Origin of the sequence: Hymenobacter polaris, from assembly GCF_012927305.1 — a bacterium.
GTDB classification, from domain to species: Bacteria; Bacteroidota; Bacteroidia; order Cytophagales; family Hymenobacteraceae; genus Hymenobacter; species Hymenobacter polaris.
Genome location: NZ_JABBGH010000004.1, coordinates 64,903 through 88,836, shown reverse-complemented (window position 1 = coordinate 88,836; position 23,934 = coordinate 64,903). Strand labels below are relative to the sequence as shown.

Sequence of the window (23,934 nt, the reverse complement as noted above, 5' to 3'; positions counted from 1 at the left end):
TACAGTCTCTTAATTTTAGTGGTGCTGCCTGCCAGTCAGCCCCAGCCCCTACTCCCCGGCCAGCTCCGGGCCAGGGGCGGGGCGGCCAGCGGCCTGGTCGGCAGCCGCTATTTTCTTGTAGAGCCGGGTTTTAGCCCGGCGCACGCTGGCCGAGTCGATGTTGAGCAGGACCGCAATTTCTTTGGTGGCGAGCTGAATGTGGAAGTAGCAGTAGAGCCGCTGCTCGTGGCTGGTCAGGGCCGGATATTTCGCTTGTAGCTCCTCGAAAAAGCGCGGGTGCACCTGTTCGAAGTGAAGTTTGAAGCGGCCCCAGTCCTCGTCGAGGTGCTGGCCGGCTTGCAGTAGCGCCTGCACCTCGGCCAGGGCGGCGGGCCGCTCCGCGGCCGGACTCTGGCGGTGCAGCGCGCGCAGCTGGTCTTGCAATTCGGCCAGCAGGGCGTTCTTCTGCTGCACGTAGAGGCTGGTGGAGGCCAGCTCGCGCTGGTTGGCTTCGAGCTGCTGTTGCAAGTCGTGGTTAGCGGCCTGCTGCTGCCGCACGTCGGCGCTGAGCTGCTGGGTGTGCTGCTCACGAGCCTGCTGGCGCTGCTGCAGGGCGAGTAGAGCCGCTTGAATATGGCTGTTTTTAAGCACGATTTCGCGCTGGCGCAGCTGCTGCCGCTCGATGTCCAGGGCCAGGGCGGCCGCCTCGCGCTCGGTGGCCAGCAGGGTTTGCTGCGCGTGGTGCAGGCGCAGGTGTAGAGCGGCGGCAAAGCCCAGCGCGTGCGCGAGGATGGCCACGTCGGGCAGCAGCAGGTTGCCGTCGTTGTTGACGCTCACCAGCAAGTGCTGCCCGGCCACCACCCCGATGCCCAGCACCGGCAGCAGGTTGGCCACCAGGTAGGGGCCGGCCAGCGGCAGCCGGCGCCGGTAGGCCGCCACGGCCACCGCCAGCAGCAGCCCCGCCACCCCCAGCACCAGTAGGTTGTCGATGCCCAGCGAGTAGGTTTCCAAGTAGAAGCCGCTCAGGTTGACGGCCAGCACCCCCGCCGAGAACGCGCCGTAGCCCAGCAGGGCGTAGCGCAGGGCGGCATCCAGTCGGGGCAGGTGCCGGCGGGTAGCCAGGTAGGCGCGCGTCACCTGCCCCGCGCCCAGCAGCAGCAAGACCACGGCCAGGTGAATGGCCAGGTTGTTGGGCCCATAGGCGTAGCTGTGCCCGTCGGGCAGCACGGCCGCGCTCCACACTGGCCCCGGCAGCAGGGCCTGGAAATAGCCCCGAAAGGCTGTGATGTAGAGCAGCGCCCCCACCTGCGAGCACACGTACCAGCGGGTGAGGGGGTCGGGCCGCCGCAGCAAGGCCAGCAGGTTGCTCAGCAGCAGCAGGGCCAGCACGGCCAGCGACACCAGCCAGGCCGTGCGGTAAACCTGCTCGGTGCGCTGCGCCACGGCCGCTGCCTCCAGGCTGACCTGCACCCGCACGGCGGGCGGCAGGCGGGCCCGCTTTCCCAGCGCCACCAGCACGTAGCACGTCGTGGTAGCCCGCCCCGGCAGGAAGAGGGGCAGCCGGCCCTTGGTGCGCTGGCTGTCGGTAACGACGGCGAGGCCCGCCCGCCGCGTGCGCCAGGCACGGGCCTCCTCGTCAAAGTAGTAGAGCGTGTTGTCGAGGTCAGGCAACACCCGCAGCTGCAGGGCCTGCGGGTAGTGGCTGGGATTGGCTAGCCGCAGCCGCAGCCAGTAGCAGCGGCTTTGGGCGGGGTGCAGCGAGTCGGCCGGGGCAAAGGGCAGGGTGCTGTCGGTGCGGATTTTTTCCCAGTCGTAACCTCGGTCTGCCAGTACGCCGAAGCGCAGTAGCGCCGGCTGGGGGGAGTCGGCCTGGCTCGCGGTCGGCTGAGCGGTACCGCGCAACCAGCCCATCCAGCAGCCGAGCACCAATAGCCAGAGACGTGGGGACACGGAAAACTTGTTGGGGAGTAAAACGAAGCGGAGGCGCTAGTAGGGGGTCCGGCAAAGATAACTCGGCAGTTACCACGCCACCGGGGCTAGCCTGGGCGCTTTCACCTGGCAGCATCTTGGCACTAGGGCCGTGACAGGCACCCAGTTTGGCTGGGCGCCCGTAGCCCCTTCAAGACAAGACTAGCCAGGTAAGCTAGGAGCCGGGTCAGGGAGGCAGCGCCCGGCTAAAGAAGTGGGCGAGTCACCAGCCGGTCGCCTGGCCCTGGGGCGTGCCAAGCCTGCGGATGACCCTGGCTAAGGGCCCCGAAAGGTGCACCTTATTGATGCATTCAAAAAAGCGTCGATTCAGCCCGTTTTTGTGGGTCAAGAAGTGGGTTCTGACCAGGTTCGTGGCATCGGTACTTTCGGAACCTCGTGCTGTACTATACAGACTGCCCCACCCGACCCCAAATACGTAATGTTCGGGGTCGGGTGGGGCAGTCTGTAGGGTGGTAGCCTTAGAGCGCCGAGTACGTCATCGTCACATAATAAGGTTGGTAGCCCGTGCTGGTATTCATGTGCCCCTCGTAGAGGGTAATAAGTTGCGTCTCTGTCAGCCTTTTAATTTGTTCTTGCGATTCATACACTTTGCCGGGGTGGTAGCGCAGCACCGTTTCCGTGGCATCAAATTCCCACGCGCCATTATAGGCGGAAGAGGTGGGGGAAAAACAAACAGTTGGTCCCTGCTCAATAAAAAAGGTGCGGGAGGGGGTCGCACTAAACTGGAGGATATCGTCCTTGTCGCAGGGATCGAGGCCCGGCATATTATCCTCCGTGATCGTCGTCCCGTTTAGCGTCCGCGTCGTGCTTTGGCCCGTCAGGTGCCATTTCGCTCCAGTTAGCAACTCGGTACGGGTGCGCGGAACGGGAATAGCAGTCCTCTGACAGCTGATGAGCCCCCCAGAAAGCACCGTACCAAGTAGAAAAGAACTTACACGTAAGGAAATAGACATACAATACAATCTAGAGAGGAGTTAAGTATAGAAACCACTTAGTAAGTCTGCGCAGCCGGATTGCTAGTAGAGCGGCTACTCGACTACCAGCCGCGTGGTAAGTGGTGGTAAACCGGGCGGGAGCACTTGCACGAGGTATAAGCCCGGCACTAAGCCGCGTACGGATACGCTCGGCGTGTGCCCCGCACGCACGAGTCGCCCCGTCACATCTAGCACCTGTACCGGCACGTTTGCGCTAAGCAGCGGGAACTGCACTTCCTCGTGAGCTGGATTCGGAGCTACGCTCACGGACACCGCACGGGACGCCCCGCCGCGCACGGCTAACGGGTTGCCCCCGCCTAGGATAAGTAGGGGGATTGCGCTATAAGTCGGTTTGCCCAGGGCCCCGCGGCCCCAGGCCCAGAGCGTCCCATCGGCTTTAATGGCCGCCGAGTAGCCTGTGCCGGCGCTGAGCTGTTGCCAGCCGGAAGTACCGTTCTGCCCAGGTGTCGAGCGGGCCGTAGTGGTTCCATCGCCTAATTGCCCGAACCCGTTGGCTCCCCACGCCCAACCGGACCCATCCGCTCGCGTAGCTAGCGAATGTCCCTCGCCCACGACCACCTGCTGCCACGTGGTGGCGGCACCTAGCTGAACCGGGGCGATGCGCGGCGTGGTCGTGCCATCCCCGAGCTGTCCAACCTGATTATTGCCCCAGACCCACAGCGTCCCATCCGCGCGCAGGGCCGCACTTTGCATCCCGTAAGCCACTACGGTTTGCCACGAGGTAGCCGTGCCAATCAGCACGGGGGCGAAGCGGGAAGTAGTGGTATTATCGCCTACCTGGCCGTGCAGATTATAGCCCCAGGCCCAGAGCGTGCCATCCGTTCGAAGGGCGAGCACGTGGGCGCTTTCGCTACCGGTGGCCACCAGCCGCCACGTGGTCGCACTCCCCACCTGCGTTGGAATTAAGCGCCCGCCCGAGGTGCCACTACCGAGTTGCCCTAAGTCGTTGGCGCCCCAACTCCAGAGCGTGCCATCGCGCTGGACGGCGATCGTGAAATCATAGCCCGCCGCCACGCTGACCCAGCTAGTAGCGGTGCCAATCTGCGTGGGGAGCGGGCGATTCGTCGTCGTGCCGTCGCCCAACTGGCCCTGCTCATTCGTCCCCCACGCCCAGAGCGTGCCGTCTTGCTGTAGGGCGACGGTATGCGCGCGTCCCACCGCCATCGTGCGCCACGTCGTCGCGCCCCCTACTTGCTGCGGCGTGTGGCGATACATGGCCAGCTCGCCCCCTAGCTGACCCGCACTATTGTCACCCCAGCTCCAGAGCGTGCCATCCGTGCGCAAGGCCACCGTATGCCGGGCCCCAGTCGCGACGCGTTGCCAGGTCGTGGCCGTGCCAATTTGGGTTGGCCGTGGTTGCGGGTCTAGGCTGAGCGTCGTACTGCCCACTTGCCCGTCACTGTTGGTCCCCCAGGCCCAGAGCGTGTCATCGGTACGCAAGGCGGCCGCGTGAAACATCCCCGTACTGATACTTTCCCACGTCGTTGCCGTGCCTACCTGGGTCGGCGTCGGGGTACTCCGAAGCGTGGGGGATGCCTCACCAAGGCCTAATTGGCCCTGATTATTAGCGCCCCAACTCCACAGGGTACCGTCGGTGCGCAAGGCCAGGGTAGTTTTATAGCAGGCGGAAACCTGCCGCCAGGAAGTGGCAGTACCAATCTGCTGCGGAAAGAAGGAGGTTATATAGGTGCCGATGCCCAGTTGCCCGCTGTCATTGCTACCCCACGCCCAGAGCGTCCCATTAGTTTGCACAGCTAGCGTATAGTTGAGGCCTGCGCTGACACTACGCCAGGTGGCGGACCCAATTGGCACTGGTGTCAGGCGGTCGTCTGAGGTGCCGTCGCCTAGTTGGCGATCGAAATTTTCCCCCCAGCCCCACAACGTGCCGTCGATTTGAATAGCCAGGGTATGGGTGGAGCCCGCGCTGACGCGTTGCCAAGCGGTACTGGTCCCAATCCGACGAGGGCTGGCACGCGGCGTAATCGTGCCGTCCCCGAGTTGACCCTTATAATTTTGTCCCCAGCTCCAGAGGCTGCCATCTGTCTGTAGGGCCACGACGTAGCCCGCCCCCGCGCTCACTTGCTGCCAAGTAGTTGCCGTACCTACTTGCTTCGGCGTGGCGTAACTCGTCGTTGTACCGTCCCCCAATTGCCCCCAGGTATTAGCGCCCCAGGCCCAGAGGGTACCATCCTGTTGGATAGCTACCGTAAAGTCCATGCCCGCGCTCACACTGCGCCACGTTGACGCCGTCCCCACTTGCACCGGGGTACTGCTACTGCTGAACAGGTTACTGCCGGGCTCGTGGGTATAGGTATTTCCAGTAGTCCACAAGGTGCCATCCGCGCGGATGACGACGGTATGGGCTCCCCCTGCCGCCACTTTTTGTCCGTAAGCGGGAACGCAACATAGCCCGAGCAAGAAGAGAAGTAGCTGGCTACCTGCCTGCACGAGATCGCCAAGCAAACGAAAAGAGCGGACAGTTCGTAGCCGCCTCCTTAAAACGTGTCGAAAATGCATCTAGCCATAGTACCATAAATGAAGGAACTATGAGCGAAATATAGTGACCAGACAATTATGAAGCTTTATACTAGTTTCAGCTGCTATTTATAGCTGCTATTGCCCTGATTATCTGCCTGTATAACGACTAAATAAATATAATTTTAGTGCTATTTGTTGGCCCGCTTACTATAGAAAAGCTACTAAGTAGTAGCTCGATTGACAAGGCGTTGAACCTGCTTTTGGGAGAAGCCCCCGCCCCTTCGGGCGGTAAAGCCCAGCGCATTCAACTCCTCGGCAATGCGCTCACAACTCACTCCCTGCGCGCGCCGGGCCAGAATCAGCGCTGTCGCCTGCCGAATCCCCCCATGCTCCCGGGCATTGCGCTGCCGAGCCTCCAAACCGAGCTGCCGCGCCTCTTCCGTCAGATTCGCCGGTGTACCCAGCCGGGCCCCTCTAGCCTTCTTGGCTTTGAGCGCGTCCTTGGTGCGCTGGGAGATGGTCTCGCGCTCGTGCTGGGCAATGACGGCAAAGAGGCCCACGGTAAGCGTATTGGCATCGGGCATGTCGCAGCAGGCGAACTGCACCCCCGAGTCGCGCAGCGCGAGGATGAACCCCGCATTGCGACTCAGCCGATCCAATTTGGCAATGAGCAATATCCCTCCTACCGCGCGCGCCGCGGCAATGGCCGCCAGCAGTTGCGGCCGCTGGTTCTTCTTGCCGCTCTCCACCTCCACGTACTCCCCCACCGGCTGCCCACCCTGCAGGAAATTCCTAACCGCCGCTTGCTGGGCTTCAAGGCCGAGACCGGAAGACCCCTGCTTTTGAGTGGAGACGCGGTAGTAGGCGAAGTAAGCGGGCACGAGAAAACGGTGAGTTTTTGGTAAAAGTAGCAAAAAGACATTTTATAAATGGTCGTTGAAGAAATGTCTTTTTTGCCTAAAGGCGCCTTCGTGGGTCCTCCCCTACCCCAGCACCCCGTCAGCCAAGCGGTAGCTAGTGCTACGCCCACCGGCTGCTTCTTTAACCAAGATACCTTGGTCAAGCAAGGCCTGTATATCGCGGGTAGCAGTGTCCTGTGAGCACTTGGCAATGGTGGCCCATTTGGACGAGGTGAGCTTGCCCGCGAAGCCGTCGAGCAGTTGATTAAGGAGTTTCTGCTGCCGGGCGTTGAGGAGAAGTGGGGAGTGGCGCTCCCAGAAGCGCGCTTTGGCTAGCACCTTAGCCAGCGTCTGCTCGGTCGCAGTCAGGGCCCGACTCAGACAACCCAGGAACCAGTCCAGCCAGGTGGTGATGTCGAGCGCGCCCTTCTGGGCGGCTTTCAACTGGGCATAGTAGGCGGTGCGCTCCAGCCGCAGCTGGGCCGAGAGACTGTAGAAGCGCTGGGCCGAGGCATCGGCCCGGGCCAGCTGCAGCTCTGTCAGGGCGCGGGCCACGCGGCCGTTACCATCTTCGAAGGGGTGGATGGTGACAAACCAGAGGTGGGCAATGCCGGCTTTGAGCACGGCATCGAGCGGCAGCTCGGCATTGAACCACGTGAGGAAGTGCGCCATCTGGTCGGCAACCGTTTCGGCCGGGGGGGCCTCGAAGTGGACTTGCTCGCGGCCCGGCGGTCCCGAGACAACTTGCATCGGGCCTTTGGCCCCAGTGCGCCACGCCCCCACCTGAATGCGCTGCAGGCCACTGCGGCCGGTGGGAAACAAGGCGGCCTGCCAGCTGCACAGGCGCTCGGCGGTGAGGGGGTGGGCGAAGCCCTGGGTGGCATCGAGTAGCATATCGACGACGCCCTCCACCCGCCGCTCGGCGGGGACCAGGCCGCCCACGTCCAGGCCCAGGCGGCGCGCCAGCGAGGAACGGACCTGGTCGCTGGGCAAGCGCTCGCCCTCGATTTCGCTGGATTTAAGCGCCTCCAAGGTCAGCGTTTGTAGCAGGGCCTCGGCTTGCAACGAGAAACCCAGTGCCTGCATGTGACCGAGCACGCGCCCCTGCTGGTGACGCACGGCGCCGAGCAGGGGCTCTAAGCGTTCGGGCTGCCACGTAAAAGCGGGCCAGGTGGGCTGCTGATAAATATACACGCTAATCTCCGCTAGTTATGCGGCGAATATAGCCCCTATTCTCCGCACGCTTGGGTGGTCACTGGACAATCGCTCCAACGTAGGGTGTTATTTAAACAAATAGGGGAAAACCTCCGACCTAGAAGTTTCCCTTTGTTTGACACCAATCCTTATAGGGGGATTTCAAACACTTTATCGGTCTGCTGGTCGAACGCTTGAATCTTTTTAGAGATTTCCGACACCATCGCTACGTTCCTGATGAAGTGATGGAAGTGCTCCAGGGACTCCCAGGTGGCATAATTAAGTAGGACAGTGCCTTCCTCGTTGGTATGCAACCGAGCGGCTATAAATCCGGGAACCAAGCGCACTTCTTTTTCAAAAAACTCCTGAATCAACGGCGCCAGGATGTCGCGCTCGCCAGGTTTCAAAGCAAATCGTACTACCACATACAAGGGACTGGTCATCTTATTTTATTTTTAGTGTGTGACATCGGTGCGCAACGAGCCGCCGCTTGTGGGTGGTCAGGTTCCTTTGCGCTAGCCATTTTGGTGTTACTGCCTGCGGAGGCGACTACCCTCCCGCAAATGGCACGGGATTAGGCAATTTCTCCGAAACCGCCGGAGATGAACTGGTTGTGACCGGTGATGTAAGCGGCCCGGTCGGAGACCAGGAACGCAATGGTTTCGGCCAGTTCTTCGGCCGTGCCATGCCGGCCCAGGGGAATGCCTCCCAGCAAGTGCTCGGGGGCGATGCCCAGGCCGGCGGTCAGCAGTTTGCGCCCTTCGTCGGCGCCGGGGGTCGTGATAGAGCCTGGCGTCACGAGGTTGACGCGAATACCCGCCGGGGCTAGTTCCTTGGCCAGGGACCGGGTATAACTGTTCAGGGCGGCTTTAGCGGCCCCGTACTGGGCCAGGAACCCATAGAAGGGCAGCAGGCCACCAGCCGATACATTCACGATAGCGCCGGAGCCGCTGGCGCGCAAGGCGGGGAGTAACGGATTGGTGACCCGCACGGCACTCATAAAGTTAATCATCAGCGCGTCGAGCCATTCGGTATCCGTGATGGACTCCAGGCCTTGCAGCTTCGGCGCGGCCGCGCCGGCGTTGTTGACCAAAATATCCAGGCCGCCCAGCAGGCGCAGGGCATCGGTGGCCACCGCGTGGGCTCCGGTCGGGGTGCTAATGTCGCCCTCGATAAACGTAGCCCCGGCTGGCGTTTGGGCGTGGCGCGTGCGGGCCGTCACGACGACGGTAGCTCCCCCATCGAGCAGGCGTTGTGCCGTTGCGGCCCCAATGCCGCGTGAACCACCGGTGATAAAGACTTTCTTGCCTTGGAATTCAGTTGCGTACGCTTGCATGGCTCGTGTCATTTAGAATGACTGATTTTGACCATGCAAAGGTCCATTAAGCGGCGGCGAGCACACGTGAACTAGATTACCAAAGGAGGGTGAACTAGTTCACTCCTTACGGCTTTTGGAGCTGATTTTTTGATTGCGGATTTTGGAGAGAAATTCCCGCGTCATTCCTAAATAGGAGGCGATGACATAGAGCGGCATCCGCTGCACGAGTACGGGGTAGTTGCGGGCGAATTCGGCGTAGCGTTGTTCGGCAGAAAGCGTGGCCAAAGAGATAAGCCGTCGCTGCACCCCCACCGCGATGAGTTGCGCCTTTTGCATCATGAACCGGGCGTACTGCGGTATTTGGTCCAGCAACAGCTGTTCGCTGGCGTAGCTCCATTGCAGCAGCGTACTGTCTTCCAGCGCTTCCACAAACAGTGTCGCCGGCTCTTGCAATAGGAAACTGCCCGGGTCGCCAATCCAGCCGTCGTCTACGGCCATTGCAATCGTCTGTTCCTGGTCGCTGGCATCGATAAAGAACGCCCGGAGCGCGCCGCGAACAACATAGCTGCGGTGGGTAGACACGTAGCCCGGTTGTTCCACGAATTGTTTGCGTTTTACCTGTTTCTCCCGCAGCACCGAGATAAATAAGTCCTGCTCGGCCTGGGTGAGCGTCAGGTGTGGCTCGAAGTGGCGCAGAAGAGCAGAAACGTCTTGCATGGGAGGGCATTCGTACTCGATTAACGTAAAATCTCCGCCTCGGCTGCTTACGCGGAAGCGTTACGGGTCGGCTGCCGCTGTAGCTCGGCCAGGTAGTTTTTGGGATCGTACTAGAGTAAGAACAGAAAACCCCGCTAAGGGATTTCAGCCAAGTGCTCTTCCCAAATAGTGGGACTGCGCAACGGGCGAAGTTCCCCAGCCGCAATGCGGTCCGGCAGCGTGAAATCGTAGCGCCCCAACATATTGACGTGCTCATGCACCAAGGGCGAGAGGCGCGCTACCTCGTCGGCCGCCGGTTCCCCTTCCGTCTGCTGCCACTGCTCCAGGGCGCGCTGTAGATAGCGCGTATTCCACAATACCAAGGCGTTGACAACCAGTCCCAGTGCCCCCAACTGGTCTTTCATGCCCTCGCGGTAGCGCTGGCGCAGCTCGCCCTTCTTGCCGTGGAAGACAGCTCGGGCCAGCGCGTACCGCCCCTCGCCGCGGTTGAGCTGCACCAGGATACGCCGACGGTAAGCCTCGTCCTGCACGTAGGCCAACAGATAGCGCGTCTTCTCCACCCGGCCCAACTCCGCCACCGCCCGCCCCAGGCCCGAGAGGGAGCCCGACCGTTGCAGCGTGCGCATGACGGCGGTGGCCTTGACTTTGCCGAGTTTGAGCGAGCCGGCCAGGCGCAGCATATCTTCCCAATGGTCGTGAATCAGGCGGGCATTGACGACGTGGCGACCTAACTCGTTGAGCGGGCCGTAGTCGTCTTCCTTATTCAAACGCCAGAAACGCTGGTCCGCTAAGTTGGCCAATCGGGGACTAAAGCGGTAGCCCAGTAAGGAAAACAGGCCAAAGACTACTTCGCTAAAGCCGTGGGTATCGGCCATTATTTCGCGCGGGTCCAGGCTGGTCTGCTGCTCCAGCAGCCCGGCCAGAATAAAGAGCGAGTCGCGTAGCGTACCCGGAATCACGATGCCGTGAAAGCCCGTGAATTGGTCGCTGGTGAAGTTATAATAGGTCACCCCGCGCTCCGCCCCGAAGTACTTGCGGTTCCAGCCCGCGTGCAGCGTGCGCAGGGGTACCACGAAGCGCAGGCCATCGGCCGAGGCTACTTCCCCGCCACCCCACGCCTGCGCCAACGGCAGGACCGTCTGGGCATCAACTAGGCAGGTATTGGCCGCCGTCAGCGTTTCCACCCGCACGTAGTTTTGCTGCACCCACGCCAGGCGCGCCAGCGTCAGCGCCGGGACGTCGGCGCGGGCCACCGTTTTCAGGCCGATGTTGCAGGCCTGGGCCAGCAGCACGGCGCAAATGCTCAGCGGCAGGTCCACAGCGGCGGGCTGGCTATCGGCGACGTGGGTAAAGGAACTGGCAAATCCAGTAAAGGCTTCCACATCCAGCAGCAAGGCAGCCAATTCGACCTGTGGCAGGCGGTTGGTCAACTGCGTACGCAGGCGAGCAAGGCTAGCGGACTCTGCTTGCGCGGGTAAGGGGGTAAGCATCACAATCGGTACTCCCTCGTGTTGTACCAGCTGCAGCGCAGTATTGTGAGCTAAGTTCTCGCTTACCTCGGTGTAGGCGGTTCGCAGTTACTGTTGAAGACCTGCTAGCTCCACAGCCGGGTCGAGGGAGCAGTCCAGGGTCCGGGCTACGGAGTCACGGGCAGCCTCCCAGGCCGCCCCACGTAACAACTCGGCCTGCGGGTCGGCGTAGCGCTCACTAGTGGGCACAAAGACTTCGCGGCGGCGCAAGGCCTGGTGCAGCCGCTCCACCACGCAGAGCGTGTAAGCCTGCGCGTTGACTTCGCCCTTAGTGGGAAACACCCGCCGCGCCCAGCTCCCCGGCACGACGGTACGCGGCGCGGCGGCCCACTTCGGGCGGCCCCGCCCACCGGCTTCCTGCTGCTGCAAAAAGGCCCAGGCTTCCAGCAGCGGCTTGGCGGCGGGGGTGCCCTCGAACGTAATGCCCGCCAGCAACGCCGGCAGAAACCGGCGGACGCTGGCGTAGCTACTGCTCAGAGCTTCCGCGAGCGGGTCGTCCGCCGGGCTGGCTAATTCCTGCACCGTGGCCGCAGCGGCGCGCAGTCGCTCCTCGCCAATCGTGCCGAGCACCTGCTCGCGCAGCCCCTCGGCCGGAAGGGCCTCGTCGAGCAGCAGCTGCACGGCCTGCTGTAAGGCTAAGGCGGCCTAGTCCAAATCTTTGAGTGAGCGGCGGCGTTCGCGGCGGCGCTTGGTTTCCCCGCGCAGCGCCAACGAAGTCAGCAGATTGTCGAAGAGGTCGAGCAGGTCATCCGTGGCCGTGCGCTCCAGGGCCTGCACGAAGACCAGCAGGGTGGCCAGGCGGCGCTCTTCACTCATGCGCACCAGGGTCTGCGCCCAGGCTAGCTAGGCGTGGCGGGCTAGGCGCGCCAGGCGAGCTTCCGGCAAGTCAGCTACGGGTATGGTGCCGACTCCGAGGGCGCGAATCTGCTCTACGCGGTGCAACGCGGCCACCAGGGCCGGCGCGGAAACGCGGGTGGGCGAGGTGCGCAGCAACTCCAACTGGGTAAGCCGCTCCCCGGCCGGCACAGTCAGCCGCGCTGCCAGCGCGGTTCGCTGGGGCCCGGTGAGGCGCGCGTGCAGCTGGCGGTAGAGGTGGCGGCCCGTGCGTTCGCGCACCCGGGCAATCAGGCGGGCCAGCACCGTGACGCCGGGCAAGACCACGCGCTGGGCCACCAGGTGCGCCGTGGCCAAATCGACCAGCACGCTGGGCCGCACGGTGCTGGTTAGCACCTGCGCGTAGAGCCAGCGGGTCAGCCGAAAGGACTGCCGGGCGTCGTACGGCTGGTAGCCCAGGTACGCCAAAATGCGGGGCTGGTGCTCGTGCCACGTGTTGGGGCGTTTGCGGTACCCGGCGAGCTCAGCGGGGTCGACACTCAACTGCGTGGCCAGCGTCTGCACGACCACGGCGGGTACCTGGGTGGGCTCCGGCAGGAAGGTGCCCAGAAACCGCAACGTACCCAGTTGCACGGCGCAGCCCAGCTTGTTGGCTGCCCGGCGGCGCTGGGCCAGAAACTGGACATCGGCCGAGCTAAGGTAGAAGTAGTGAGTGAGCTGCTCCGCATTCGGGTCTGTCTGGTAGCGCCCGTAGCGGGCCGCTTGCTCGTCGCTCAGAAACTCTACGGGCATCCGAGTCAGACCTTAGGCAGTTACTGGTTCTGCTGCCACCGGCTGTACGCGGGGTAGTAGCCGGTACACGGTACTCTTGCGAAAGAGCTGGCCCCGCCGGGTGCGGTAGCCGTGGGTGTTCAACTCGTCGGCGATAGCCGCCAACGTCAACCCGTCGCGACGCAGCAGCACCGCCAGCCGCCGGGCCTGCTTGTTGGCTACGTGCTCCTGGGCGTTGCGCTGCACGGCTGCCCGGCCCAGCGCCCGCGAGCCGCTGGTGAAGTTCTGCGGGTTGCCCAGCTCAAAGCCCCGGGCCTTCTTGGCCGCCAGGCCGCGCTTGGTGCTCTCCGAAATATCCTTGGCCGCCTTCTGCGCCACGGCCGCCAGGATATTGATGGTGAACTCATCAGCGTGCGGAATGTCGCAGGCCTTGAAACGCACTTTCTCCTCCATCAGCTTGGAAGTGAAGTAGACACTGCGCGCCAGGCGCGACATTTCGGCCACCAGCAGCGTGGCGCTAGCACTGCGCGCCTCCACAATGGCCTTGGCCATCTCGGGCCGGTTGTTCTTGCGTCCGCTTTCCACCTCGATGTATTCGGACAGAATGCGGTCGCCCGGTTGCAGGAAGCGGTGGGCAATCAGACGCTGGCCTTCCAGGCCCAACCCGCTCAGGCCTTGGCGCTGCGTGCTCGCTCGCAGGTAAAGAACATATTCCATGGGGTCGGGCTTAGCTAACCGGCTCCAGCCAGGACAGTTGTAGTGCCCACCGTTTGGCCAATTGCTGACCAGCTGCTACCGCCTCTGCTTCCGTGTCGAAGTGACTGTCTACCAGGCTAACATTAGGCGCTAATTGAATACCCCGACCGGCCAAGGCGATGTACCAATAGGGAGCCACGTAGAGCGTGTGGAGGGGGCCGGCAAGCTGAAAGTGCAGCATTTCCCGTCGCACGGCCTCGTATGCCTCCTTTGTTGGTGCAATAGCTTTTGTCTTAGCTATATTCAGTTCCTCCATGCGCTGCCAAAAAGTGTACTGCTCCGCCGTGAGTACCGGGCGTGGTAATTCGTGCCCCCGGTGGTAAGCCAGGGCGTTGGTACGGTAGTACGCATAGTAGAACTCCCGGCCCTGGTCCGTGATGGTATATCGTTTCGCGGGCAACGGCTGGTCAAGTGGGGAACCAACGACCAAGCCCTGCGCGCCTAATACCTCTAGGGTCTTGGATTGAATACGCCCATAACTGAGGCCCTGCTCATCGTCGGCGGGCAGGCCTTCAAAATCCAACTCGTAGAGTCGAACCAGGGCCAGCCACTGCTGGGCTTGCAGCAACCCCTCGGGTTTCGCAGGCTTGACCTTGCGCGGCGTCACCGGGCGCACTTCGCCGGTAAGTCGGCGTACCAACTTGCGCCCCTCACGGGTCAGCAGAATATGCGGCAGCGAATACCCGTCGGGGCCGGAAATGATGGCTCGCTCCTCTACCTCGACCAAGCCGCGTTCGGCTAAGGCTTTCCACGTGCTGCCGGTGCCTGGGTCGACCAGCCGCTGCTGGCTGGCGGCTTGCTGTTCTTCTATCAGCTGGCGTAACTCGGTGGGCGGCTTTGAGAGAAAATGCTGCCACCGGCCATAGGGCATCGCTCGCCAGTCGGAAGCGGGCGCAATAATGCCGCGGTGATAATCGTTTTTATGAGCCGCCTCTAACCGTTGGTCGAGCTGATAGGCCGCCAGCAGGTACTGACGCTGCCGGTCGTTGAGGTGGGGTGGAGCGGCACCTTTCATCTTAAATTAGGCTGGCTTACCCTGTGCGGCGGCCATCAGCGCTGGGATGGCCAGGGCTAGCGCGGCGTGGTATTCTTGGGAAGTGCTCGCCACCCGGCGCGGGTCACTGCTACGGGGCGGTCCGGCGACCACTAAGCCAGGGATGGGCGCCAGGTCCTCCAGCAACCAGTTGACACAAAGCGGGCCGTTTTCTTCGTGGCTCAGGTTAAGCCGCAGTTCGCACTGCGGACCATCCTGCCGGTAATACCAAGCGTCGGGCATCGTGCGCCGGCGCTGGTAGGCGGTGGCCGGTCCGGCTGGCTGCTGGCAGGCCGCCAGTAGCGTGGTGTAGGTAGTCTGGGCGGCGGCACGGAACTCCGCCTCGGCGCAGGGCATCGCCTGACCCGAATAGAGCAGGCGCGGCGCGCGTAGGTGCAGCACCTGGAGCTGGGTGGGCCCCACCTGGCAGACCCAGGTCGGGGAGTTATAGCGCTGGTAGGTTTGCAGGCGGGCGTCGTGCACGAAGTGCGGGTAGGTCGGCAACTCAGGCATGGGAGATGAGGGAGTAGAAGTCTTCAAATGTAGCAAGTTTCATGCTGAAGACGAACGTCCTTAAGATGTAACTTTTGCCCGAAAACGCTATTTGGCCACCCGAAGCTAGTCGTCGACCACTGCTTTTTCTTCCTCTAGGTACACTACTACTTGGGGGGTGACGACTGCGCCAACTCCTGCTGGTAGGCCCAGTCCTCGGGCGAGAGGATGGCTTGCAAGAATGCATCGTGGCCCAGGTCGCGGCGCTCGAGCGCATGGCGCCGCAGAGACAGGCTGTTCTTGCTGGCCTCGAAACCATCGCGTTCCATGGCTAGGCGCATCTTCTCGGGTAAGCCTGCGAGCCAATGGCGAAAGTCGTCTTCCGTCACCTCCCCCGCGGCCTGCTGCTGATACCGGTAGCTGGCGTTGCCGAGCCGAAACAGCCGGGCGTGGTAGGCGCGCTGGGCTTCCGGTAGCGCCGCCAGAAATTCCAGCTGCGACTGGTGGTACTTAGCCAGGGGATGGCGGGGGCGGAGAAGTTCTTCCATCGAGGAGTCAGCCACTAAATTAAGCTAGTCGCCCCTGCTCAGCGTAGGCGCTCAACACCTCTGGAGCGTCATAGAGTAAACCGTCGGCGGCAGTGACCTTCCCTAAGTCCATCTGCGGGCTGTCGCTGCGCAGCACTTGCCAGACCTGGGCAAAGGCCACACGCACGGTTGACCACGCGCGCCGGTCGTACGGGTCGAACCGCACCGAGCACGTGAAGCCATCCGCTTCGATGACCAAGCCTTGGATGGTATGGGTCTGGAGATGGAGCGTGCCCAGCAGCACCGGGCCATCCGGGCTCTCGAACGCGGTGGTATTCACGAGGTAGTGATTGTTCGGGTCCGCCAGACCCGCTTCCACCGCACGCAGCACGGCCACCAAGGGGTGTTCGCCGGAAGGAGGAGCCGCCGCATAGGCCTGGTTGATAGCAGCTGGCGTGGGGTACCGTTGATAGACCGCCTCATTATAATAGCGGATGGTCTCGGGTCCATAGTCCACTTCCTCGGCCGTTTGCGCCGCCGGGGTGAGCACCTTGCGGCAGAGTTGGTAGAGTTGGGCGAAGGGCACGGTGGCGCGGAAGCGGTCCGCCCACGGACCCGGGTAATGGGGCTCCCCTCGTTCGGGGTAGCGGACGAATTCGGTGTCGAAGGCGACGAAATCCGGCCCCACCTCCACGTTGGCTACTTCGGCCTGCCGCAGGGCAAACACCGCCGGAAAGTGCCGGGAGCGCGGGTGATTCGTGCGCTCGTAGTAGTGTCCCCCCAGCAGATAAGTAATGGCCGGGTCAGCCAGGTCCGCGACGAGTTGCTGAAGCAACATCGGCAGGTGAGCCGGGTTGGTGATATAAGCCGGCTGGTCGGAGCTGGCGGAAGCAGGGGGGTACATAACGCAGAGGCTAGCGCCAGCAAGATAAGCTACTTGCTTTTCCCCAGCTAATGCTGGCTAAAATTCCTTAGCGGGGTTTTCTGTTCCTACTCTAGTGAGACCCCTAGTAGTCGAAGAAGGTGTCGGCGGTCCAGCCCGCCGCGCCGGTCCAGAAGGTGAGGCACCACACGTCGCCGAAGTCCGCGTCGACGCCGCTGGTGCTGCTGTGGGCCGGCACGTGGATGCCCCGCGCGCCGTAGAGCCGGCGGGCGTTTGCGCGGTAGGTGGGCAGCAGGTGCTCGTGGTAGCGGAAGTAGGCGGGCAGCAGCTCGGCCACGTTGCCGCTGAGCGTGCTGCTGATGGCCGCCGCCAGGTTGCCGTCGTGGGTGAAGTCGCTCGACCACGCGGCCGTCCAGGTGCCGCTCCACAGGCCCTGCAGGTTGGGCGGGTTGGTGCCCATAGCGCTGATGATGTTGTAGCGCCCCGCGTCGAAGGCCCGCTCTACCAGCGCCAGCGGCACGGCGGTGCGGGCCTTGAGCAGCAACTCCTCGGCGTAGAGGTGCCGGTTGGCTGAGTCGGCGCGCAGGTCGAGCCGCACCCGGTTGAAGAGGGCGCCGTGCACGGCGGCGTGGCGGGCCAGCAGGGCGGGGTAGCTGGCCCCCAGCGCCCCCAGCTGCTGCCGGAGCTGCGGCAGCCGCGAGTGGGCGTAGTCGTAGGACGGCGTTATCTTGGTGAGCAGCAGCACCTCGTCGGCGTCGGTGACGACCAGCTCGTTGCCCTCGACGCGGGCGCTGCCGCCAGTGAGCACCAGCCGGCCCGCGACCTCGTAGCCTTGCAGGCCGCCGGGGTACTGGTGCTTGAACTCGCTGCGGTACGTCAGCCACGGGCCGTTTTGCAGCTCGGCCTGGGCGCGCATCTCGCCCACGGCCCCGCCCACCAGCGCCCACTGGTTCCACTCCACGGGCCGGTGCTCGAAGTGCAGCCGGCAGTTGATTTTGCCGGTGCCCGTGATGCTGAGCATCACCGCGCTGTCGGGCCGCGACACCAGCAGCCGCCGCTGAAACGTGCCGTGGTCGTCGGTCCAGTCCACCGACGTTTCGCCGGTGGCGAAGTTGGTGCTGCGCTGGTAGCGGCGCACGTTGCCCGGCGCCTGGGTCAGGCGCAGGTCGAAGGCCGGAATGAAGGGGTCGTTGCCGTTGTCGAAACCCTCCTTCTTGCGCTCTTCTACCGGCAGGGCCGCCGCCGCCGCGGGCTGGCCCTCCAGCAGCCGCCGCCGAATTTCGGGCAGCCGGCTGGCCTGGTCGATGGGCGGCTTGGGGGCGTTGAGCGGCAGGTACAGCTGGCAGTGGCTCAAGATAATAGTTTCGTCGTGGGGCTGGCCCATCACCAGGGCGCCCAGCGTGCCGTTGCCGCTCAGCAGGGCGTGGTCCCAGCTGGGGGCGGGCTGCCAGCTGCTGAAGCCCCGCGCCGGGGTGGTGAAGGGGGCCGCCAGCTGCTGCGCCGGCGCGGCCAGGGCGAGCAGGCAGCCGCCCGCCAGCAGGCCGGCCCGGCGCCGGCCCGGTGCCCAAAAGCGTAAGTCAGTCATATGCTGGCGGGGGCTAGTCCATCTTCACCGTTACGGCCTTACCCTCGTAGCGCACTGCCTGGCCGGCGGCGTCGGGGTTCCAGGCCACGGAGCGACCCTGGCCTACCCACACCACCCGGAACGTGCGCTGGGCCACCATGCCCGGAAAGGTACCCTGGCGCTCGCCGATGGTCAGGGTCCTGGTGCTTTCGCGGTAGCTGAGCGGGATGGTGGCGAAGGCGCCCTTCTCGTAGTTATAGTTCACGTTCTCGTCCTCGTACAGCGCAAACTGCCCGTCCTGGCCGGTGTACACGTAGAGCGTGATGGGGTCGGCCGGCTTCTCGGCCGCGTACTGGAGGGCCGGGCCGAAGGGCACAATCGCGCCGGCTTTCACGAACAGCGGCAGCCGCTCCAAGGGGGCCGGGGTGGTCAGGGTCTGGCCGCCGGCCTGGTACTGGCCGGTGTAGAAGTCGTACCAGCCGGTGCCGGCCGGCAGGTAGAGCGCCCGCTGGCGGGCCTTATAGTCGGTGACCGGGTTCACGAGCAAGCTGGGGCCAAACATGAACTGGTCGGCGATGCCGTGCGTGGCCGGGTCGGCGTTGAAGTCCAGCACCAGCCCGCGCATGATGGTCGAGTTTTGGTGGTGCGCCTGCCCGGCCAGCGAGTAGAGGTAGGGCATTAGGCGGTAGCGCAGCTGGTCGTAGTAGAGCATGCTCTGGTAGGCGGGGTGGCCGTCGGGGGCGATGTTGAACGCCTCGCGGTACGGGTACTGCCCGTGCACCCGAAACAGCGGGCAAAACGCCCCGTACTGGTACCAGCGGGCCTGCAGCTCGCGCCACTCCTCCTGGTCCGTGGCGTTGGGGTGCTCGTAGCGGCGCTCCACGGCAAAGCCGCCGATGTCGCTCGTCCAGTAGGGCAGGCCCGAGAGCGAGAAGTTGAGGCCGGCCGGAATCTGGTTCTTGAAGTCTTCCCAGCGCGCGGCGATGTCGCCGCTCCAAATGGCGGCCGCGTAGCGCTGCGAGCCGGCGTAGCCCGAGCGCGTCAGCAGAAATACCCGCTGGTTGGGGGCCGTCGTGCGCTGGCCCTCATAGATGCCCTTGGCGTTTTGAAGTGGGAAGGCGTTGAAGTACTGCGTGCTCGGCCCCAGGTAGGTGGGCGTCATCAGCTCCTTGCGGGTCTGCTCGTTGGTGTTGGAGTGGATGTCAGGCTCCGAGGCGTCCATCCACCAGGCGTCGATACCCTTGGTGAAGAGCTTGGTATTGAGCAGGTTCCAGAAGGCCGTGCGGGCCTGGGGGTTGAAGGCGTCGTAGAAAGTGGAGGTGTAGCCCTGGGCAATCCAGTCGCGGGTGCCGTCGGCGATGTTGCGCTTGAACAGGTAGCCCTTGTCGTTGAACGCCTTGTACGTTGAAGCGCCCTCGTAGAACTTGGGCCACACCGAAATCATGAAGTGCAGGTGGTCGCGCTCGTGCAGGGTCCGGAGCAGACCGTCGGGGTCGGGAAAGCGGGCCGGGTCAAACTCCTGGCTGCCCCAGGCGTCCTGCTTCCAGTACGACCAGTCGAGCACGATATTGTCAATAGGCAGCTGGCGCCGCCGGAACTCGGCCGCCACGTCGAGCATCTCCTGCTGGGTCTTGTAGCGCTCGCGGCTTTGCCAGAAGCCCAGAGCCCACCGGGGCACGATGGGGACCGCGCCGGTGATGGTGCGGTAGCCGCTGATAACCTCATCGGGATTGGCGCCCTGCACGAAGTAGTAGTTGAGGTCGCGCCCGGCTTCCGAGCGGAAGCCGTACTCGTTCTTAGCCTCGCCCACCAGCGGGCTTAGCCACTTCAGGCCCAGGTACGACTCGCTACCGTCGGGGTCCCAGCTCAGCTTAAGGGTATATTTCCGGCCCTTTACCATCTCCAGCGTCACTACCGAGGTGCCGGGGTTCCAGGCCTGCCGCCACTTGTTCACTACTTCCTTGCCGTCGATGGAGAGCTTGGCGTAGCCCGCGTTGCGCAGCAGAAAGTGGTGCGTGCCCGTGGTGCCCGACTCGATGCTGCCCTCCCAGGTGGCCAGCACCTCACCCAGCTTCACGGCGGCCGGGAAGTTGCGCTGGTCTTCCAGAAAGTTGTACTTAATCACCGACTCGGGCCGGCTCACTACCACCTCGGCGGGGTTGCTTTTCTTCACGTAGGTGGCCGTGAGCCAGCCCTCGCTGCCGTCTTTTGCGTACAGCCGCAGGCTGCTCAACGGCTCGTAGTCGCGCGTGTCGCCTGCTTTCGTGATGGAGTAGTTGTCCCACAGGATGCCGTAGTTGCGGCTCGACAGTAGGAAGGGCACGGCCACCTCGGTGTTGTTCTGGGTCAGGTCTACCTGCTGGCCCTTGTAGTTCATCACCCCGTTCTGGTGCTGGCCCAGGCCGTAGAGGCCCTCGTCGGGGGGAGAGCTGAAGTACTGGCTTACGGCGTAAAACGGCTGCCCGTCGAGCTGCACCGGGGTAAACTCCTTGCCCCCGCCGGCAGGCTCGGCCAGCAGCACCCGGCCCTGCCGGTCGGTGAAGGTGACGGCGCCCGTGCGCAGCGATACCGTGGCCGTGAGGGCGGCCGTGCTCACGCTGGCCTCGTCCTTGCGCTGCTTGAGCTGCCAGGCCACGGGCGGGCCGCTGGGCGGCACCGCCATCAGGCTGGCGGCCGTGGATACCGAGTCGAGGGGGCTGGCCTGCACCTGCACGATGTGCAGCCCCCGCACCCGCAGCTGGATGGTGCGGGCCTGGCGGCCGGGGGCCGGGGGCAGGCGCACCACGATGCCCTGCGGCACTTTTTCGACCTGAGCCTGCTGGGCCTGCGCGGGCGGCGCGGCCGCGGCCAGTAACAAGGCGCCCACCGCAAGGGGGGCAAGAGGGGGAATTCTCATGGAACGTGGCAAACGGTTGCTGGGTAGTATCCGGCAGGGGACCTGCCTGGGTGGGGTCGGCGCCCGGCATTTCCGGGCACCGGCGCTTACTGCGCGGCTGGCAGGGGGCTGGCCACCGATTTTATTTGCAGCGTGCTGGCTTTCAGGCCGGGCGCGGTGGCCGTGAGGGTGATGGTACCGGCCGGCTGGGTGGCTTGCACCAGCACCTGAGCCAGGCCGTTGAAGGTGCGGCGCTGCCAGGCCGGGGCGGGCGTGCGCACCTGAATGGTGCCGGGCAGGGTGTTGGGCACGTCCCAGGGCTTGTTTTTGAGCAGGGGCGTGGCCACGAACACGATGCTGTTGCGGCCGGGCCGCAGCAAGGCGGCATCCAGCACGAAGCCGTGCGGGGGCGACTGCGCGGCCAGCAGGTGCTGGGCCAGCGGGCGGCCGTTGACGTAGATGGTCTGCTCGCGGCCGATGGGCTGGTAAAACAGCGTAACCTGGGTGCCAGGTCCCAGGGTGCGCGGCAGCTCGAAGCTGCCTCGCGTCACGTAGGCCTTAGCGGTGGGGGCCAGCTGGGTCGAGTCGTACTGCCGGCTGATGAAGGCGGGCGCCCAGCGGGCATCGTCGTAGGCCGGGGCTACCTCGGGGCCGGCGGGCAGGTCGGGGGTGGTGGCCTGCTCGCGCAGTTTCTCGATGGGCACGAGGCGCAGCGTATCCACGTAGCGGTCGGGTTCCAGGCTGGTGGGGTCGCCGTTGCCCACGCCGATGAGGCGGCCGGGACCAATGAGGCTGAACGTGACCGGCTGGTTGGCGGTGGGCACGGGCCGGCCGGCCTGGTCGGTGAGCTGCACCGTGACCACGCTCACGTCCTGGCGGGCGGCTTGCAGGGTGGGCTGGCTGGGTAGCAGGCGGATGGCGGCGGCCGGGCCGGTGGTGCGCACCACGTCGGTGAGGGTGCGGCGGCCCTGGCGGTAGCCCACGGCCTCCAGGGTGCCGGGGGCGTAGGGCACCTGCCAGGCTAGGTGGCCGTTGCGGGGCATGGGCTGGCGGCCCAGGCTGCGCTTGTTGAGGAATAGCTCCACCTCGTCGCAGTTGCTGTAGGCCCACACGTCGATGGGCTGGCCCTCGCGGCCGGGCCAGTTCCAGTGGGGCAGCAGGTGCAGGGTGGGCTGGGTGGTCCACCACGATTTCAAATACCACACGTTGTCTTTCGGGAAGCCGCACACGTCCATCATCCCGAAGTACGACGTGACCGAGGGCCAGCCAAACGGCGTGGGCTCGCCCCGGTAGTCGAAGCCGGTCCAGATGAACATGCCCGCCAGGTAGGGCCGGGCTGCGTAGTGCTGCCAGCCGCCCTCGATGCTGTAGAACTTCGGGCTGGGCTTCTGGTCGTAGGCGGCGGCGTAGTGCTGCTTTTCGTCGCGCACGTAGATGCCGCGCGTGGCGTGGGTCGAGCCTTCCTCGGTACCCCAGCCGGGCTGCTGCGGGAACTTGGCGTGCTGGGCGTCGGTGTTGCTTTGCCCGATGTAGTTGTAGCCCACCACGTCAATCACCGTCGAGATGCCCTGCCCCAGGCCCCCGCTGATGGCCGCCGTAATGGCGCGGGTTGAGTCGAGGGTTTTGGCGTAGGCCTGCATGGTGGCCCCGATGCGGGCGCCCAGCTCGTTGCCCTCGATGGCCCACTCCTCGTTGCCAATCGACCAGCTGATGACGCTCGGGTGGTTACGGTCGCGCAGTATCAGGCGCCGCAGCTCGCCCAGGCCGTGCGCGGTGCTGCTCATCTCCCGGTTCTCGTCGATGACCAGGATGCCCAGGCGGTCGCAGAGGTCGAGCAGCTCGGGGGCGGGCGGGTTGTGGGAGGTGCGGTAGGCGTTGCAGCCAAACGACTTAAGCTGCCGCAGGCGCCACTCGAGCAGGGCGTCGGGCACGGCCACTCCCACCCCGGCGTGGTCCTGGTGGTTGTTGGTGCCGGTAATTTCCACGTGCTCGCCGTTGAGGAAAAAGCCCGCGTTCGGGTCGAAGCGGATGGTGCGCATGCCGAAGCGGGTGCGGTACTCATCCACCACCCGCCCGCCCTGGCGCACCCGCGTCACGAGCGTGTAGAGAGTGGGGTGTTCCAGCGACCAGCGCTGGGCATTGGCCACCGGAATGCGGCAGGTCAACTCCTGCTGGCCGGCGCCGGGCAGGCGCACCGGGGCCAGGGGCTGCGAGGCCACGGTGTGCCCTAGGGCATCCTGCACGTCCTGCACCACGTCGAAGGTTTGGGCCTGGGCGCTGCCGTTGGCGATGGTGGCCTGCACCGTGAGGGTAGCCGCGTTGCCGGCCAGCTGGGTCGTGACGAAGGTGCCATTGGGCGCCACGTGCACGGGGGCCGTCTTGGTCAGCCACACGTGGCGGTAGATGCCGGCGCCCTCGTAAAACCAGCCTTCCTCCAGCGTCGCGTCTACGCGCACGACAATCACGTTGGGCTGGCCGTCGTAATGGAGGTAGTCGGAAATGTCGTACTGAAAGCTCTGGTAGCCGCTGGGCTCGGTGCCCAGGTAGTGCCCGTTCACCCACACGATGGAGTTGCGAAACACCCCGTCGAACTCCAGGCTGATGCGCCGCCCCAGGTCGGCGGCCGGCACCACGAACGACTTGCGGTACCAGCCCACGCTGGCATTGGGGAAGGCCCGCCCCACCGCCCGGAAGCCGTGGCTGAAGCTGGCCTTTTCCGAAAACGGCTGCTCCACGGCCCAGTCGTGGGGCAGGTCGAGCTGGCGCCAGGCCCGGTCGTCGAAGCCGGCCGCGGCGGCCCCGTCGCCGTAGCCGGTCTTGGCCAGGTAGGAGAAGTAGCCCGTGCCGTTCCCGAAATCCTGCTTCGGGTCGAAGGGGTGGCCGTAGGCGAAGCGCCAGTCGAAATCCAGCGGTAGGCGCTCGCGCCCGGCGGGCGGCGCGGCCTGGCCGCGGGCGGCCGTAGTAGCAAGGAGCAAGAGCAGCGCGAGTAGCTGGCGGAGCGGCATAGGGGTGGGTTGGGAGGTAGGAGGGGCCTAGGGGGTGGGCAAAGCTAGAACCCTAGCGGGTAGACCCCACCCCCGGCCCCTCCCCAAAAGGGAGGG

Annotated in this window: 20 protein-coding genes; all 20 read right to left on the bottom strand. The window is 64.4% G+C overall.

Features of this window, described 5'->3' with window-relative positions:
* Positions 1 to 48: 48 nt before the first annotated feature.
* Positions 49 to 1,929 (bottom strand): 7TM diverse intracellular signaling domain-containing protein, encoded by a 1,881-nt coding sequence (locus HHL22_RS22115; protein WP_169533612.1) that lies wholly within the window; start codon positions 1,927 to 1,929, stop codon positions 49 to 51.
* 497 nt (positions 1,930 to 2,426) lie between these two features.
* Positions 2,427 to 2,921: a hypothetical protein gene (locus tag HHL22_RS22110; protein ID WP_169533611.1), complete on the bottom strand. Its 495-nt coding sequence runs from the start codon at positions 2,919 to 2,921 to the stop codon at positions 2,427 to 2,429.
* 75 nt (positions 2,922 to 2,996) lie between these two features.
* On the bottom strand, positions 2,997 to 5,480 hold the full coding sequence (locus HHL22_RS24535) for an RCC1 domain-containing protein (RefSeq protein ID WP_449404407.1): 2,484 nt from the start codon (positions 5,478 to 5,480) through the stop codon (positions 2,997 to 2,999).
* Between the two features lie 182 nt (positions 5,481 to 5,662).
* Positions 5,663 to 6,322: a recombinase family protein gene (locus HHL22_RS22100; RefSeq protein WP_169533609.1), complete on the bottom strand. Its 660-nt coding sequence runs from the start codon at positions 6,320 to 6,322 to the stop codon at positions 5,663 to 5,665.
* 102 nt (positions 6,323 to 6,424) lie between these two features.
* Positions 6,425 to 7,540: a Fic family protein gene (locus HHL22_RS22095; RefSeq protein ID WP_449404408.1), complete on the bottom strand. Its 1,116-nt coding sequence runs from the start codon at positions 7,538 to 7,540 to the stop codon at positions 6,425 to 6,427.
* A gap of 143 nt (positions 7,541 to 7,683) precedes the next feature.
* On the bottom strand, positions 7,684 to 7,977 hold the full coding sequence (locus HHL22_RS22090) for an antibiotic biosynthesis monooxygenase (RefSeq protein WP_262888411.1): 294 nt from the start codon (positions 7,975 to 7,977) through the stop codon (positions 7,684 to 7,686).
* Positions 7,978 to 8,108: 131 nt separating this feature from the next.
* Positions 8,109 to 8,870 (bottom strand): oxidoreductase, encoded by a 762-nt coding sequence (locus tag HHL22_RS22085; protein ID WP_206680760.1) that lies wholly within the window; start codon positions 8,868 to 8,870, stop codon positions 8,109 to 8,111.
* Between the two features lie 99 nt (positions 8,871 to 8,969).
* Positions 8,970 to 9,569 (bottom strand): Crp/Fnr family transcriptional regulator, encoded by a 600-nt coding sequence (locus HHL22_RS22080; RefSeq protein WP_169533605.1) that lies wholly within the window; start codon positions 9,567 to 9,569, stop codon positions 8,970 to 8,972.
* Between the two features lie 134 nt (positions 9,570 to 9,703).
* Positions 9,704 to 11,146, bottom strand: coding sequence for a Tn3 family transposase (locus HHL22_RS23785; RefSeq protein WP_206680763.1), 1,443 nt, complete (start codon positions 11,144 to 11,146; stop codon positions 9,704 to 9,706).
* Positions 11,147 to 11,719 (bottom strand): poly(ADP-ribose) polymerase family protein, encoded by a 573-nt coding sequence (locus HHL22_RS23780; protein ID WP_206680759.1) that lies wholly within the window; start codon positions 11,717 to 11,719, stop codon positions 11,147 to 11,149.
* 24 nt (positions 11,720 to 11,743) lie between these two features.
* Entirely contained in the window at positions 11,744 to 11,914 is a 171-nt protein-coding gene (locus HHL22_RS23775) for a hypothetical protein (RefSeq protein ID WP_206680758.1), read from the bottom strand.
* Positions 11,915 to 11,941: 27 nt separating this feature from the next.
* On the bottom strand, positions 11,942 to 12,724 hold the full coding sequence (locus HHL22_RS23770; protein WP_206680757.1) for a DUF4158 domain-containing protein: 783 nt from the start codon (positions 12,722 to 12,724) through the stop codon (positions 11,942 to 11,944).
* A 12-nt stretch (positions 12,725 to 12,736) separates the two neighbouring features.
* Complete coding sequence (locus tag HHL22_RS22070; RefSeq protein WP_169533604.1) at positions 12,737 to 13,420, bottom strand: recombinase family protein; 684 nt, start codon at positions 13,418 to 13,420, stop codon at positions 12,737 to 12,739.
* Between the two features lie 10 nt (positions 13,421 to 13,430).
* Complete coding sequence (locus HHL22_RS22065; protein WP_169533603.1) at positions 13,431 to 14,474, bottom strand: hypothetical protein; 1,044 nt, start codon at positions 14,472 to 14,474, stop codon at positions 13,431 to 13,433.
* A gap of 6 nt (positions 14,475 to 14,480) precedes the next feature.
* On the bottom strand, positions 14,481 to 15,005 hold the full coding sequence (locus HHL22_RS22060) for a hypothetical protein (protein ID WP_169533602.1): 525 nt from the start codon (positions 15,003 to 15,005) through the stop codon (positions 14,481 to 14,483).
* Between the two features lie 146 nt (positions 15,006 to 15,151).
* Entirely contained in the window at positions 15,152 to 15,532 is a 381-nt protein-coding gene (locus HHL22_RS22055; protein ID WP_169533601.1) for a hypothetical protein, read from the bottom strand.
* 19 nt (positions 15,533 to 15,551) lie between these two features.
* On the bottom strand, positions 15,552 to 16,415 hold the full coding sequence (locus HHL22_RS22050) for a hypothetical protein (RefSeq protein ID WP_169533600.1): 864 nt from the start codon (positions 16,413 to 16,415) through the stop codon (positions 15,552 to 15,554).
* 103 nt (positions 16,416 to 16,518) lie between these two features.
* Complete coding sequence (locus HHL22_RS22045; protein WP_169533599.1) at positions 16,519 to 17,979, bottom strand: glycoside hydrolase N-terminal domain-containing protein; 1,461 nt, start codon at positions 17,977 to 17,979, stop codon at positions 16,519 to 16,521.
* 13 nt (positions 17,980 to 17,992) lie between these two features.
* A complete protein-coding gene (locus tag HHL22_RS22040; protein WP_169533598.1) occupies positions 17,993 to 20,854 on the bottom strand; it encodes a glycoside hydrolase family 31 protein in 2,862 nt (953 codons plus the stop codon).
* Positions 20,855 to 20,940: 86 nt separating this feature from the next.
* Complete coding sequence (galA, locus tag HHL22_RS22035; RefSeq protein ID WP_169533597.1) at positions 20,941 to 23,838, bottom strand: beta-galactosidase GalA; 2,898 nt, start codon at positions 23,836 to 23,838, stop codon at positions 20,941 to 20,943.
* Positions 23,839 to 23,934 lie beyond the last annotated feature (96 nt).

Excerpts from the sequence above, each read along its gene's own strand:
- HHL22_RS22110 (WP_169533611.1), bottom strand. The coding sequence starts at position 2,921 with ATGTCTATTTCCTTACGTGTAAGTTCTTTTCTACTTGGTACGGTGCTT.
- HHL22_RS24535 (WP_449404407.1), bottom strand. The coding sequence starts at position 5,480 with ATGCATTTTCGACACGTTTTAAGGAGGCGGCTACGAACTGTCCGCTCT.
- HHL22_RS22090 (WP_262888411.1), bottom strand. The coding sequence starts at position 7,977 with ATGACCAGTCCCTTGTATGTGGTAGTACGATTTGCTTTGAAACCTGGC.
- HHL22_RS22085 (WP_206680760.1), bottom strand. The coding sequence starts at position 8,870 with ATGCAAGCGTACGCAACTGAATTCCAAGGCAAGAAAGTCTTTATCACC.
- HHL22_RS22080 (WP_169533605.1), bottom strand. The coding sequence starts at position 9,569 with ATGCAAGACGTTTCTGCTCTTCTGCGCCACTTCGAGCCACACCTGACG.
- HHL22_RS23775 (WP_206680758.1), bottom strand. The coding sequence starts at position 11,914 with ATGAGTGAAGAGCGCCGCCTGGCCACCCTGCTGGTCTTCGTGCAGGCC.
- HHL22_RS23770 (WP_206680757.1), bottom strand. The coding sequence starts at position 12,724 with ATGCCCGTAGAGTTTCTGAGCGACGAGCAAGCGGCCCGCTACGGGCGC.
- HHL22_RS22070 (WP_169533604.1), bottom strand. The coding sequence starts at position 13,420 with ATGGAATATGTTCTTTACCTGCGAGCGAGCACGCAGCGCCAAGGCCTG.
- HHL22_RS22065 (WP_169533603.1), bottom strand. The coding sequence starts at position 14,474 with ATGAAAGGTGCCGCTCCACCCCACCTCAACGACCGGCAGCGTCAGTAC.
- HHL22_RS22060 (WP_169533602.1), bottom strand. The coding sequence starts at position 15,005 with ATGCCTGAGTTGCCGACCTACCCGCACTTCGTGCACGACGCCCGCCTG.
- HHL22_RS22055 (WP_169533601.1), bottom strand. The coding sequence starts at position 15,532 with ATGGAAGAACTTCTCCGCCCCCGCCATCCCCTGGCTAAGTACCACCAG.
- HHL22_RS22050 (WP_169533600.1), bottom strand. The coding sequence starts at position 16,415 with ATGTACCCCCCTGCTTCCGCCAGCTCCGACCAGCCGGCTTATATCACC.
- HHL22_RS22045 (WP_169533599.1), bottom strand. The coding sequence starts at position 17,979 with ATGACTGACTTACGCTTTTGGGCACCGGGCCGGCGCCGGGCCGGCCTG.
- HHL22_RS22040 (WP_169533598.1), bottom strand. The coding sequence starts at position 20,854 with ATGAGAATTCCCCCTCTTGCCCCCCTTGCGGTGGGCGCCTTGTTACTG.
- galA (WP_169533597.1), bottom strand. The coding sequence starts at position 23,838 with ATGCCGCTCCGCCAGCTACTCGCGCTGCTCTTGCTCCTTGCTACTACG.